The organism is Streptomyces sp. NBC_01445, from assembly GCF_035918235.1.
Classification (GTDB): domain Bacteria; phylum Actinomycetota; class Actinomycetes; order Streptomycetales; family Streptomycetaceae; genus Streptomyces.
The window spans coordinates 450,540-464,017 of sequence record NZ_CP109486.1 but is presented as its reverse complement, the minus strand read 5'-3'; the positions used below and the strand labels follow the sequence as shown (position 1 = coordinate 464,017).

Sequence of the window (13,478 nt, the reverse complement as noted above, 5' to 3'; positions counted from 1 at the left end):
ACTCCTTGAGGGGCAGGGCGAGGTGGCCCCGATGAACCGCGGAGCGGGCACGCCGGGGGTAGGGGGACGGGGGCGATCCCGAAAACTTTTCGGAAAGTTCCCGGATTCATTGACGCCACAAGCTAGGAATGAGAGGCCCTCCGGTCAAGGCCTGTTGCCGATCTGTCTACAAACGGCGCCACCCCGTTGGGCTCGACAGGCTGTCGTGCCGACTGGAAATACCGTGCACAACACCCCGAACCGGCCTTACGGCGTCCACCGGTCGTGGCGTCAGGAGTTCGCCGCTGACTCGCTGGGATTTCGGAAAGTTTCGGACGAGGAACGGAAACTTCTTCTGCGGGAGTATTGACGATCCATCGTCAATACCTCAATCATCCCTGTCTGAGACACCGGCCATCGTCCGGGATTTCGAACCATGTTGACCCTGGATGCTCTGTTCTGCACGGCAGATCCACGTCCACGCACAGCCGCGCGGCAGATCCGCGCACCACAGCACCTGCGCCACCCCGTTTCGTTCCGGTGAGGTTCGCACCCACGCATCCTGGCTCTTCGCGCAGTTGGAGAGGTACGCGACGCCGCGTGGTGGTTCCCCGGCTGAGCCGCGATGGAGTCCTGTCGTGCCGGTCGACCCCTGCGCTTCAGCCCTTCCGTGATTTCTACCTTGGAGGCACAGTCATGGGCTCGTACGCCCTTTCCAGACCCGACATCCGCCGGAAGACCCGCGGGCTGCTGTTGGCGTTGGTCGTCGGCGTCTTGGTTGCGGTCGGCGCCCTGGCCGCACCGCCGAGAGCACACGCCGCCGAGAGCGCGCTCGGTGCCGCGGCGGCACAGAGCGGCCGCTACTTCGGCACCGCCATCGCCTCGGGCGGGCTCGGCGACTCGGCGTACACGTCGATAGCGGGCCGTGAGTTCAACATGGTGACGCCCGAGAACGAGATGAAGATCGACGCCACCGAACCGCAGCGGGGCCAGTTCAACTTCACCGCCGGTGACCGCGTCTACAACTGGGCGGTGCAGAACGGCAAGCAGGTCCGCGGTCACACCCTGGCCTGGCACTCCCAGCAGCCCGGCTGGATGCAGAACCTCAGCGGCAGCACCCTGCGCCAGGCGATGATCGACCACATCAACGGCGTGATGGGCCACTACAAGGGCAAGATCGCCCAGTGGGACGTCGTGAACGAGGCCTTCGCCGACGGCAGTTCGGGCGCCCGGCGCGACTCCAACCTGCAGCGCACCGGCAACGACTGGATCGAGGTCGCCTTCCGCACCGCGCGCGCCGCCGACCCGGCCGCCAAGCTCTGCTACAACGACTACAACGTCGAGAACTGGACCTGGGCCAAGACTCAGGCCATGTACGCCATGGTCAAGGACTTCAAGCAGCACGGCGTGCCGATCGACTGCGTCGGCTTCCAGTCGCACTTCAACAGCGGCAGCCCCTACAACAGCAACTTCCGCACCACCCTGCAGAACTTCGCCGCTCTCGGCGTCGACGTGGCCATCACCGAACTCGACATCCAGGGCGCCTCGTCCACGACCTACGCCAACGTGACCAACGACTGCCTGGCCGTCTCGCGCTGCCTCGGCATCACTGTCTGGGGTGTACGCGACACCGACTCCTGGCGCTCGCAGGACACGCCGCTGCTGTTCAACGGCGACGGCAGCAAGAAGCCCGCGTACACCGCCGTCCTCAACGCACTCAACGGCGGCTCCACCACACCCCCTTCGGATTCCGGACAGATCAAGGGCGTCGGGTCGGGCCGCTGCCTGGATGTGCCCAGCAGCAGCACCACCGACGGCACCCAGCTCCAACTGTGGGACTGCGACAACGGCACCAACCAGCAGTGGACGTACTCCGCCGCCGGTGAGCTCAGGGTCTACGGCAACAAGTGCCTGGACGCCGGCGGCACCGGCAACGGCACCAAAGTCCAGATCTACAGCTGCTGGGGCGCCGACAACCAGAAATGGCGCCTCAACTCCGACGGATCCATCGTCGGCGTCCAGTCCGGCCTCTGCCTCGACGCCGTCTCGGCCGGTACTGCCAACGGCACCCTGATCCAGCTCTACACCTGCTCGAACGCCAGCAATCAGCGCTGGACCCGCACCTGATGAAGACCTACGGTGCGGCTCCCGCCCCTCCACGAAGACATCGCTGATGGTCCCGGGTCGCGCCAGGGTGGTGGCGACCTTCGGGATCGGCCTGCTCACCGCGGTCAACGCCGGCCTCCAGGGACTGTAAGAAGAACGGCCCTGTCTCACTTTCGGTGACGGAGGGTGTCACTATCCGAGGAGGATGCGGTGGCGGAGGGGGGTGAAGTCAGCTCTGCTGTATATCGGCCGTGCGATCAGCTTGGTCTTGGTGTTGACGCCCTCGGTGGGCCCGTTGCTGTACGGGAGCGTGAGAGCGGCGGTGATGGCGTCATGGTCTCGGTCGAGGCCCCGGGTGAAGGCGTGCAGGTGCGGCAGATCGGCTGTGCGGACCTGGGCGATCCAGTACTCAAGGGCATTGGCTTTCCCTGGGGCGGGTAGCAGGAGCTGGGCGAACGCCTTGATGTGGGCGGCTAGTTGAGTCATCTCGGGGGCAGACATCGGTGAGCCGGTCCAGGAGGTCTCGGTGCTCGGCCTTGAGGTTGTCGGGTCTGCTCAGCAGCATCCGGGTGAGTCGGCGCGGTGAGATGTGGCTGCGGTCTGCGTCCGCGCGGCCCTGGTTGATGTACTTGTGAAGGAGGTTGAGGGGGCCTGTGTAGCCGAGGGTTGTGATCTCGTCGAAGAGGTGCCCGACGGGGGCGGCAGGGTCTTCGGCCCGGCGTTTGCGCAGGTGCTCGCGGTAGGGGTCGACGAGGCTGGCGCGATATTTGTGGGGCGCGGAGCATCCGTTCGGGCTGGTCGGCGCGGGCGTATCGTTTGACGGTGTTCAGCGGATTCTTGCGAGGAACCCTGGGCGTTTACGCCCGGGAGGAATCGCATCCACGGGGTGCGACGCGGAGCGTCGCCGTGACGTGCCGCAGGCCATCACGGCCGCGGAGCGGCCCGGGGCGTTCCGGCGGAGCCGGGCCACGGCGGTGTGCGCGGGCAGGGCTGGGGCGGGTTTCGCTCGTTCGGGTGAGGTGGGGTGAACGTGTGGTGGGTCTTCGTCCGGGTGTATAGGTTCGCTGATCGTGAAGCTGGTGGTGAGGGTGAAGCTGCTGCCGACGCCCGTACAGGCGGCGGCACTTGAGGCGACCCTGCACGCCTGCAACGAGGCCGCCACCTGGGCCGCGTACGTCGCATTCGAGGAAAACGCGCTGCGTCCGCTGGAGCTCCGCAAGCACACCTATGCCGAGATCCGGGTCAGGTGGGGCCTGGGCGCGCAGGCCGCCCAGCACGCCATCAAGAAGACCTGCGACGCCTACACCACCTTGAAGGCGAACCTCCGGGCGGGACGTTACGGGCGGCCCGGCACGAAGCGGCACGCCCGCGCCTCGGGCAAGCCGGTGGTTTTCCGGTCCGAGGCGGCGCAGCCGTACGACGACCGGATGCTGTCCTGGCAGCACCAGGCACGCACGGTGTCGATCTGGTCCATGGCAGGCCGGCTGAAGGGCGTGGCGTTCACCGGGCAGGCCGGGCAGCTGGAGGTCCTGGCTGCGCACCGCAGGGGTGAGTCCGACCTGGTGTTCCAGGGCGGGAAGTGGTTCTTGATCGCGACCTGCGAGATCCCCGAAGCCGCCCCGAACACCCACCCGGTCGGATTCCTCGGAGTCGACCTGGGGATCGTGAACATCGCGGTCACCTCCGACGGGGCCCGACACTGCGGTCGCCGCGTCAACCGCAAGCGGGAACAGGATCGCAAGCTGCGTTCCAAGCTGCAGAAGAAGCACACCAAGTCCGCCAAGCGGCGGGCGAAGAAGCACGCGGGCAAGGAAGCCCGGCGGAACAAGGACATCAACCACAAGATTTCGAAGCGGATCGTGGCGGAGGCTGAACGCACCGGTCGCGGGATCGCCCTGGAGACACTCACGGGCATCCGCGAGCGGGCACGGCTGAGAAAGCCCCAACGCACCACGCTCCACTCCTGGCCATTCGCCCAGCTCGGCTCCTTCATCGCCTACAAGGCGAAGCGGGCCGGGGTGCCCGTCGTGTACGTCAACCCGGCCTACACCAGCCAGGAATGCTCCCTGTGCCATCACACCGAACGCGGAAACCGGCCCGCCCAGGCCGTCTTCGCGTGCCGGGTCTGCGGCTTCGTTGAGCACGCGGACCACAACGCGTCCCACAACATCGCCCACCGTGGGTGGTACGTGTGGGTCTGCGGGGCTCAGTCAACGGCCCCTGAACTCACCCTCATCGCGTGAGTCCTGGACGCAGCCGAACCCATCACAGCCAGTGATGACTCGAGCAGCAAGCCCGGTCGTTTCACGACCGGGTAGTTGACTGCCAGTTGGAGACGGCGTGCGCATTCGAGTAGGCCCACGCCCTGGTCGAGCAGGTCGTGGACCTGGCGCCGGCGTTCCAGGGTGGTATGTGCGCGGGGCCCGTCATACTAGGGTGCCTCCAGCACGGTGACCCAGCAGCTGCTGTGCGCCTTGACCGCGCTCAGGGTGGCTTCGCACAGGTTGTGCCACAAATGCCGCCGATCGGCGACCTGTGTTGCCTTGGGCAGGGCTCGGCGGATGGCCTCGGCGTAGGTCGCGGAGCCGTCGCGGCACACGATCTCGGCGCCAGGATGCTTGCGCAGCCACGCTTCCAGGGTGTCGGCCGTACGGTCGGGCAGTACGTCGATCCGCTCGTGGGTCTCGGCGTTGATCACGATGGTGGCATAACGGTGCCGCCGGCGCAGAGCAAAGTCATCGACACCGATCACGCGGGGCACTCGCGTGGTGGACAGCGGTATGCGCAGCAAGGTACGCAGGGCGGTGTGATGCGACAGCCACCGCGAGTGCCGCAAGCAGACGCACCGCTGCCCGGCCCGCTAACTCCTTGACCACGGCCTTGACTTGCCTGGTCAGACGGGCGGTACGTCGCTGGTATCGCTCCCGCACTCCGGGCACCTGCTCGCGGAAGGTGTGGCGGCAGCCGCGCGTGGGACACACCAGACGCCGCACCCGCACACGAACCACGACCCACCGCCCGTCCACCGACACATCCGCCACGGTTCGCAGGTAATTGCCATGAACACGGCCGGACGGCACCCCACAGCCCGGGCACGGAACCAGACCATCCGGCGTCCGAGCCCGCACCAGGATCCGCTTGCCCTCGTCGGCCACGTCCCCGATGACCAGCGGCGACAGCCCCGAAAACACCACGTCTACAAGCTCGTTGACATCCCGCACGTCATGCCAACGACACGCCACCACGTTCAGTCACCACCGAATGTGAGACAGGGCCGTTCTTCTTACAGTCCCCGAGGATCCGGATCCGGCGCGTGGTGTGTTCGATGGTGGTGAGGGTGTACTGCCGCTGGCCGGTCAGCGTGATGGTCTCGGTGAAGTCCATGGCGAGGAGTGCGTCGGCCTGGGAGCGGAGGAAGGCGGCCCAGGTGGCGGTGGTCCGCTGTTGTGCCGGGTCGATGCCCTCGTGGCGGAGGACCTCCCAGACGGTGGAGGCGGCGTTCTTGATGCCGAGGGTGGCGAGTTCACCGTGGATGCGCCGGTAGCCCCAGGTGCTGTTTTCGCGGGCCAGGCGCAGGGCGAGGGCTCGGATGTAGCGGACGGTGCGGGGGCGCCCGGGTTGCTTGTTACAGGAGGCTCTTGCGTGGTGCCGCCGGAGCAGGTCGCGATGTCATCGCAAGATGGTGTCCGGACGGACGAGCGGCCGCCGCGGGCGCAGCGCCGCACGGGGCAGCGGGGCCAGGAGTGCGGCGAGGGCGACCCGGTCTGTGGGGCTGAACTTCACTTTTGACGAGTCGAGTTGGCGTTCCAGAGCAGCGAGCTGGTGGCGTAGGGCGAGGATTTCGGCGAACTTGGCCTGGTCATTCGTGCGCAGCAGGCGCTGGGCGGTGAAGAGGTGAGCAGCGGTGAGGTAGGTGAGACGGAGCAGCACGAGTGACCATCCTGCCGCGCCGTGAGATCGACGCCATGACTGCGGTGACCTGCTCGGAGGCAATTAACGGCACACACAGCACCGGGCGCTGTAGTCCCCCTTCGCCGCGATGAACCTGCGATGCCAGGCAGGCAGTGTGCCAGGCGTGACCGGGAATATCTCGCGCCGGCGGCGACGGGTATCAGGCTGGAGAGGGTGGCCGGCCAGAACCGGTGCACGGGCTCGTAGCGGACCGGGCCGGCGATCTGACGGCGTAGCACAGCATTCTCATGGCGGAGGACAAGCAACTCGGCGGCCTGGGTGCTGTCGCGACTCAACAGCACCCCGGGGACGGACAGCAGCTTGCGGGCGACTTTGTACAGCAGTGAGACGATCACGCTGGCATGGTTCCAGTGCAGACCGCGCGATGGTCGCGACCTGCAGCGATGACTTTACGAGCCCCGCAGGCTCTTGCAGTCGCCACCAGGTGCGTCGTCGCGCAGGTGCAAGTACACCAGATGCAGTCCGGTCAGCCCGCCGATCCGCAGGCTCGTGTCGGACAGCCAAGTCACGGCCGTCTTCACCCCGTCCAGCCTGATCAGGTCGCGATGCCAGCGCGGCACCGTATCCGGCCGAACGGGCAGCCTGTGCCGTTTCGGAAGCCTCAGGCCGGATCTGTCACAGCCTGTCCGAACGACCGGTGCGCTACGCCCTCCAGGTGCGCGCGCATCGCCGCTTCGCACGCCGACGCGTCGCTCGCCTGGAAGGCCCGTAGCACTGCGGAGTGTTCGGCGAGCGCTTCCTCGGTGTCGTTGATGCGGCCGCCGGTGAAGCGGCGGAACCGCTGGATGTGGGCTCCCAGCGGATCGATGGCGGCGGACAGGAAGCGGTTGCCCGCGGCCTCGGCGATGGCCGCGTGGAAGGCGGAGTCGGCCTGCATGTAGCTGCGGAAGTCGTCCGTCTCCCGCTGGTCCGCCGCAGCGGTCATCTCCCGGTGGTGCTCGGCGAGGATCCGGGCCGCGCCGGACGCGTCCCGTTCGCACGCCTGGCGCGCGCTGTAGGGCTCGATGAGCAGCCGGGCCGCCATGAGTTCACGGAAGCCTCGGTCGTCCAGGAGCGGTGCCACCGTGTAGCCGCGGTGCGGCACCCGCTGCACGAGGCCCGTGTTCTCCAACTTGGCCAGGGCCTCACGGAGCGGTGTCGGAGAGACACCCCAGTCCTTCGCGATGGTGTCGATGCGCAGCGGTGTGCCCGGGGCCAGGCCCTCGTCAATGATGAGGGCCAGCAGGGCCTCGTACGCCTCGTCCATCAGGACGGTCCTGCCGAGCCCCGCCGGGCGCACCTGCCTGCCAACTGCTCCCATCGTCGCCTCTTTCCGCTGTGGCCGGTGCTGTGCGGGCACTGTTGCCCCAGCTGAGCGCACCCTGTGCGCCACCCGTCAGCTTAACCGGGGCGGCGTCCCGTCCTGTGTGGTCCGTCTGGCGTGGGCTTACCGAGCGGTGCGCGGGGACAGCAGCGTCACCAGTGCCGAGTCGTCCTGAGCAGCCAGGCCCTGGGTCATGGCGAGTTGGTAGAGCTGGTCAGCGGCAGCCGCGACCGAGGTGGCCACGCCGGCCTTCTTGGCGAGAGAGACGACGATGTTCATGTCCTTGCGGATGATGTCGAGCCGGGACCGCAGCTCGGGACCGCCGGTGCCGTCCTCCTGGACCTCGTACTGCTGGACCATGCGCGGTCCGCGGTCGGCGAGCATGAACGACGAGGCCGCTCCCTGGCCGAGGACGTCGACGGCACGGTCCAGGTCGATGCCGAGCGCGCGGGCCAGCGCGAGGGACTCCGCGGCGGCCGCGGTGTGGATGCCGCACAGCAGCTGGTTGACGGTCTTCATGATCTGGCCGTCGCCGATGCGCGGACCGACGATGTGCAGGGCGGACGCGAGCCGGTCCAGCACGGGCCGGGCCGCGTCGAGGGAGGTTTCGTCCGCGCCGACCATGATCAGCAGGTCGCCGGTGCCCGCGCGCACCGCGCCGCCGCTGACCGGGGCATCGACCAGGCGCACCCCCTGCTCGGCGAGGCGCGCGGCCACGGCCTGCACGCCGTCGACGCCGACCGTGGAGGTGACGACGACGACCGCGCCCTCGCGCAGCGTCGCCGCGGCGCTCTCCTCGACGAGGCCACCGCCGAACAGGCAGGACTCCAGCTGCTCCTGGTCGCGGACGGCGATGACGACGACGTCCGCGCCCTTCGCCGCGTCGGCGGGCGTCGCGGCGGGGGTGGCACCGGCCTTGTCGGCCAGAGCGCGGCGCTCTTCGAAGACGTCGAACGCGCGCACCGGGAAGGCACCGGCGAGGTGGGTCGCCATGGGCAGGCCCATTGCGCCGAGGCCGAGAACCGCAGTGATCGGGGCGTTGGCGGTGGCAGCGGCAGTGGTGTCAGTGGACATGAAGAGCTTCTTCCTTGCAGGGCGGCGGCCGGAGGGAGCCGCGGGAACAGTTTCTCGTTGCCTGGAGTGGGCTGCGCAGGGGCGGCAGTGCGGGTGTCAGACGAGGACGGTGTACATGAGGAGTGACATGGCCAGGCCCATCACGGCGACGATCGTCGAGAGCACCGACCACGTCTTGATGTTCTCGGTGACGCTCATGCCGAAGTACTCCTTCGACAGCCAGAAGCCGGCGTCGTTGACGTGCGAGAAGAACAGCGAACCGGCGCCGACGGCCAGCGCGATGAGAGACGCCTCCATAGGCAGGGCTCCCGCCGCCAGGGGCGCCATGATGCCCGCGGCGGCCGTGGTGGCGACGGTGGCGGAGCCCGTGGCCAGCCGGATCAGTACGGCGAGCAGCCAGCCGAGCACCAGGACCGGCATGTGCGCCTCGGCCGCGGCCTTGCCGATGGCGTCTGCGACACCGGTGTCCACGATCAGCTGCTTGAAGCCGCCGCCCGCGCCGACGATGAGCAGGATGCCGGCGACCGCGGGCAGTCCGGCCGTGACGACGGAGCGGACTTCGGCCTTGCTGCGGCCGAGCCCCCAGCCGAAGACGGTCATGGCGACCAGCACGGCTAGGAACATCGCCACGAGCGGCGTGCCCAGGAAGTCGAGCACGTGGTTGTACCAGGCGTCGCCGGGGAACGCGATGTCCGCGATCGACTTGGCGAGCATCAGGACGACCGGCAGTGCGATCGCCCCGAGGGAGGTCCCGAAGCCGGGAGTGCGGACCCGGGTGCCGTTCGCCTCCTGAGCGGTCATCAGCGACTCCACCAGTGCGGTGGGGGCCTCAGCGCGTACGTGCCGGGCGATGAACTTGCCGTACAGCGGACCGGCGACGATCACTGTGGGTATCGCGGCGATGATGCCGAGCCCGAGTGTGGTGCCGATGTCGGCCTTCAGCGCGCTGACGGCGACGAGCGGTCCGGGGTGCGGCGGCACGAACGCGTGCAGGGTGCCGAGCCCCGCCAGAGCCGGGACGGCCAGCAGGACCAGCGGCTTGCGGGTGCGCTTGGCCATGACCACGATGATCGGGACCAGCAGGACGAGGCCGACCTCGAAGAACATCGGCAGGCCGATGACGGCGGCGATCAATGCCATGGACCACGGCAGCACTCGCGGCCCGGAGCGCGCGCCGATCGTGTCGACGATGCGGTCGACGCCGCCCGAGTCGGCGAGCAGTTTGCCGAGGATCGCGCCGAGGGCGATCAACGCGCCGGTGGAGCCGAGCGTCGCGCCCATGCCGTCGCTGAACGACTCGACGACCTTGGCGAGTTGGGTGCCGGAGCCCACGCCGAGGATGACGGAGCCGCCGATCAGGGCGATGAACGGATGGAAGTCGAAGAGGGTGATGAGAGAGACGATCGCGGCGATGGCGACGGCCACCATGACGATGAGCCGAGTGTCGTGCCCGGTCCAGGGCGCGGCCGCCAGGGGCAGGGCGATCGGGGCCATCATGCGGGGTTGTCCTTACGTCGTTGCAAGTGGCGGCGGAGGGGGAGGGCGGTTCCCGCCCGACGGGGACGGCCGAGCGGGACCGCGCGCGGCGGGAGGCTCGCTCAGCAGCCTGAGCCGACCTCGTCGGTGTGGTCGGCGCCTGTGTCGTAGGCATCGAGGGCCTGGACCTTGTTGGCGGAGGGCGAGGTGGCGTCGAAGCGGTAGCCGAGCCACTCGCCGACCAGGCGGCGCGCCAGTTCGAGGCCGATGACCCGCTGGCCCATGGTCAGTACCTGGGCGTTGTTGCTGAGTACGGCGCGTTCGACGGAGAAGCTGTCGTGGGCTGTGACGGCGCGGACGCCGCGCACCTTGTTGGCGCTGATGGCGACGCCCAGACCGGTGCCGCAGAACAGCAATGCCCGGTCGGCGCGGCCGTCGGCGACGAGCCGGGCCGCCGCGACACCGATGTGCGGGTAGGCCGTGTGTTCGTCTTCGCCGACCCCGACATCCTTGACGGAGGCGACGCGTGGATCGGCCTGCAGGTCGGTTTTGAGCGCTTCCTTGTATGCGTAGCCGGCGTCGTCGCTGCCGATGACGAGGTGCAGTGGGGCCGGGGCGGTCTGGTCGGTGTGACCCATCGTCGGTTCCAGTTCTTGGTGGTGGTGGCGGAGCGTGTGGGGGAGAGCGGTGCGCTCGGATGCGGCGTGGAGTGCGGGCCGTCAGTCGGCGAGCACGTCGGCGGCGGTGCGCGCGCACAGGGCCAGGGAGAGGGCGCCGGCGTCCGGCGTCCCGACGCTGCGTTGGGCCAGCGGCCGGGCACGGCCCAGGCGCGGCGTGAACGCGGCGGTCGCCTCGGCGGCGGAGCCCGCCTCGGCCGCGGCGAGGGCGAAGGCGGACACGGTGTCGTCCCCGCGCCCGATGCCTGCGGTGAAGGTGTCGACGAGAGGGGCGAGGGCGTCCACGAGTGTCTTGTCTCCGGGGGCGGCGCCGCCGAGCGTCGTGACGGCCTCGAAGGCGGCTCGGGCACCGGCGGCCGCACGCGCTGCGTCGGTGGCTCCCGTGTCACCGAGTTCCTGGGCGAGGGCACGCAGCCCCACGCCCCACAGCACTCCGGACGTGCCGCCGGCCTCGTCGGCCCAGGCGTCGGCGGCGGCGCTGAGCAGCGAACGGGCGCCGGCCGACCGGGAGGCGGCCTGCTCGGCGGCGCGCACGGCGGCATCGACGCCCTTGGTCATGCCGCGCCCGTGGTCGCCGTCACCTGCGACCGCGTCGATCCGGCCGAGCTCGTCGGCGGCGTCGTGCAGTGCGTGTTGCAATGCGCGTAGGACGTCGAGAATCGTGGTCGCGGTGGAGCGCGAGGGCTCGTCGCCCCGGACGACAGGTGTCTCGGGCACCGCGTCGGGCAGCGCGCGCGGCTCGGCTGACGCCACGGGCAGCGGGAGGCGCCGGAAGCCGGGGGCGTCGGCGGGCGCGCACCACCAGCGCTCCAGGTCCTCGTCCAGCCACATCAGGGTCAGCGAGCACGCGGCCATGTCCAGGCTGGTGACGAGCTCGCCGACCTCGGGCCGGACGACGGTGAGCCCGGCCTCGGCGAGGGCCTGCCCGACATGGCCCCACAGCAGAAACAGCTCCTCGTACTTCGTGGCACCGAGCCCGTTCAGGATCGCGGCGACGCGGGAACCGGCCGTCGCCGGGCGCTCGGCGAGCAACCGGTCCACGAGGATGCGGGCGACGGTCGGGGCGTCGGCCATGTCGGCGTCCTCGACGCCTGGTTCGCCGTGGATGCCGAGGCCGATGGCCATCTTCCCCTCGGGCACGGTGAACAGCGGCGCATCGGCGCCGGGCATCGTGCAGCCGGCGAAGGCGATGCCGAAGGAGTACGTGGCGGCGTTGGCGTGGTGGGCCGCGGCTTCGACGGCGTCCAGGGTGAGGCCTTCCTCGGCCGCCGCGCCAGCGACCTTGAAGACGCTGAAGTCACCCGCGATGCCGCGCCGGTCACCGGACTGGTCGGCCGGCGCACTGGCCACGTCGTCGGTGACGAGGACCGTGCGGGTGTCGATTCCGGCGTCACGCAGTCGCGCCTGCGCCATGCCGAAGTTCATACGGTCGCCCGCGTAGTTGCCGAAGCAGTAGAGGACGCCGCCACCTGCGTCCGCGGCCCGCGCCACGGATTCTGCCTGCCGGCTGGAGGGCGACGTGAAGACGTTGCCGACGACCGCGCCGGCGGCGAGTCCACCGCCGACCAGACCGCTGAAGGCCGGGTAGTGCCCCGAACCCCCGCCGACCACGACGGCGACCTGTCCCGGCCGCAGCGGACCGGTGCGTATGACGCCGCCGGGCACGAGTGTGGCGTGCTCGGGATGGGCGGCGGCGAATCCGCGCAGCTGGTCCTCGCTGAATCGGGCAGGGTCGGCGTACAGCCTGGTCATGGCAGGTGGTTCCTTGTCGGGAGGCGGGGCGCGCGTCGGTGCGCGCAGGGGGCCGAGCGCGCCCGACCGGTCACCGATCGGGGGTGGGTGGCCGGTGGGGCGGCGTCGGGTCGACCCGGCTGGGGCCGGGCTCAGGCCGTGGGGCGGCCGGGCAGGATGCGCCGCAGGTACTCGCGGTTCGCGGCGGATACGCTGAGACCGTCGCCGCCGTAGTGCTCCACGCAGAACGCTCCGTTGAAGCCGTGGGCGAGGGCGATCTTGACGGCCTGCCGGTAGCTGACGAACCCGGACTCCATGGGAGCGGGGGACGTGAGGACGGTGCCGGTGGAGGGGTCCTCCATGCGGTAGTAACTCTTCACGTGCCAGTAGTTGGCGTGCGGCAGGGTCTTCGTGACCATCGACTCCCACGACTCGATGGGGCGCTGCATGCGGATGAGGTTGCCCAGGTCCGGATTGAGGCCGACGTTGTCGCGCTCGATGTCGGTGAGCAAAGCGACGGCCGAGTCTGCCGTGCCGAGGTAGGTGTCCTCGTACATCTCCAGCGAAAGCTGCACGCCCACCGAGGCGGCGTGGTCGGCGAGTTCGCGCAGCCGGGTCACGGCCTTGTGCCATGTCTCCTTGTCGCCGGCCGGGTCCTTCGGTCCCGGCACGGTCCAGAACCAGAGCACGGATTGCTGCTCGGGGGTGAGCGGCCGGTGCAGACCGACGGAGACGAGCGGGACGCTGAGGGCGGCGGCCGCGTCGATGGTGCGGTGCGAGTAGGCGAGGTTGTCGTCGCCGTCGACCGGGTCGATGACACTGCGGCGGATCGCGGAGATGGCCGGGGCGGTCAGGCCGACCTTGGCGAGCGTGGCGCGCAGCTCCTCGAGGCGGGCCGGGGCGAGGTCGCCGGGACGGAGCCAGCCATCGGTGAGGTCGACCTCGGTGAACCCGGCGTCCACAACCTCCTGCAGGGTCTGCCCCCACTGTTCGGCGGGCTGGTCCTGGGTGGGGACACCATCAGGTCCGGTGTTCGGGAACTGCAGGAGGGCGGCGGCGATCGGCCAGGTTTCTGCGGTGTGAGTCAGCATCGGCTCCCTTTCTCTATTTCATATATGATCTAGGATCTGGCGGGCTGTCAAGGGTGGTCCAGCTCACAT

9 protein-coding genes and 3 pseudogenes are annotated in these 13,478 nt (G+C 69.3%); 2 read left to right on the top strand and 10 right to left on the bottom strand.

The genetic code is table 11. From position 1 onward, the window contains the following. The first annotated feature begins 675 nt into the window (after positions 1 to 675). Positions 676 to 2,106 carry an endo-1,4-beta-xylanase gene (locus tag OG574_RS50280; protein WP_326779065.1) on the top strand — a complete coding sequence of 477 codons (1,431 nt, stop codon included), beginning with the start codon at positions 676 to 678 and terminating at the stop codon, positions 2,104 to 2,106. 171 nt (positions 2,107 to 2,277) lie between these two features. On the opposite strand, the pseudogene OG574_RS50275 reads toward OG574_RS50280, so the two are convergent. Then, positions 2,278 to 2,915, bottom strand: a pseudogene (locus tag OG574_RS50275) (ISL3 family transposase); the annotation flags it as partial. A 240-nt stretch (positions 2,916 to 3,155) separates the two neighbouring features. Between OG574_RS50275 and OG574_RS50270 the strand changes: the two are divergent. After that, positions 3,156 to 4,328 carry an RNA-guided endonuclease InsQ/TnpB family protein gene (locus OG574_RS50270; RefSeq protein ID WP_326779064.1) on the top strand — a complete coding sequence of 391 codons (1,173 nt, stop codon included), beginning with the start codon at positions 3,156 to 3,158 and terminating at the stop codon, positions 4,326 to 4,328. A 56-nt stretch (positions 4,329 to 4,384) separates the two neighbouring features. On the opposite strand, the pseudogene OG574_RS50265 reads toward OG574_RS50270, so the two are convergent. The 9 genes and pseudogenes from OG574_RS50265 to OG574_RS50220 all read right to left on the bottom strand — a co-directional run. Then, positions 4,385 to 5,306: pseudogene (locus OG574_RS50265) on the bottom strand (ISL3 family transposase); the annotation flags it as partial. A gap of 70 nt (positions 5,307 to 5,376) precedes the next feature. Continuing rightward, a pseudogene (locus tag OG574_RS50260) lies at positions 5,377 to 6,015 on the bottom strand (integrase); the annotation flags it as partial. A 431-nt stretch (positions 6,016 to 6,446) separates the two neighbouring features. Continuing rightward, positions 6,447 to 6,578, bottom strand: coding sequence for a hypothetical protein (locus OG574_RS50250; protein WP_326779063.1), 132 nt, complete (start codon positions 6,576 to 6,578; stop codon positions 6,447 to 6,449). 80 nt (positions 6,579 to 6,658) lie between these two features. Beyond that, positions 6,659 to 7,357: a GntR family transcriptional regulator gene (locus OG574_RS50245; RefSeq protein ID WP_326779062.1), complete on the bottom strand. Its 699-nt coding sequence runs from the start codon at positions 7,355 to 7,357 to the stop codon at positions 6,659 to 6,661. A gap of 126 nt (positions 7,358 to 7,483) precedes the next feature. After that, positions 7,484 to 8,434: an NAD(P)-dependent oxidoreductase gene (locus OG574_RS50240; RefSeq protein ID WP_326779061.1), complete on the bottom strand. Its 951-nt coding sequence runs from the start codon at positions 8,432 to 8,434 to the stop codon at positions 7,484 to 7,486. 96 nt (positions 8,435 to 8,530) lie between these two features. Further along, entirely contained in the window at positions 8,531 to 9,928 is a 1,398-nt protein-coding gene (locus tag OG574_RS50235; RefSeq protein ID WP_326779465.1) for a GntT/GntP/DsdX family permease, read from the bottom strand. Positions 9,929 to 10,032: 104 nt separating this feature from the next. Next, positions 10,033 to 10,548, bottom strand: coding sequence for a ribose-5-phosphate isomerase (locus OG574_RS50230; protein WP_326779060.1), 516 nt, complete (start codon positions 10,546 to 10,548; stop codon positions 10,033 to 10,035). 81 nt (positions 10,549 to 10,629) lie between these two features. Next, positions 10,630 to 12,339 (bottom strand): dihydroxyacetone kinase family protein, encoded by a 1,710-nt coding sequence (locus OG574_RS50225; protein ID WP_326779059.1) that lies wholly within the window; start codon positions 12,337 to 12,339, stop codon positions 10,630 to 10,632. 131 nt (positions 12,340 to 12,470) lie between these two features. Then, positions 12,471 to 13,406 (bottom strand): sugar phosphate isomerase/epimerase family protein, encoded by a 936-nt coding sequence (locus OG574_RS50220; protein ID WP_326779464.1) that lies wholly within the window; start codon positions 13,404 to 13,406, stop codon positions 12,471 to 12,473. Positions 13,407 to 13,478: the final 72 nt, after the last annotated feature.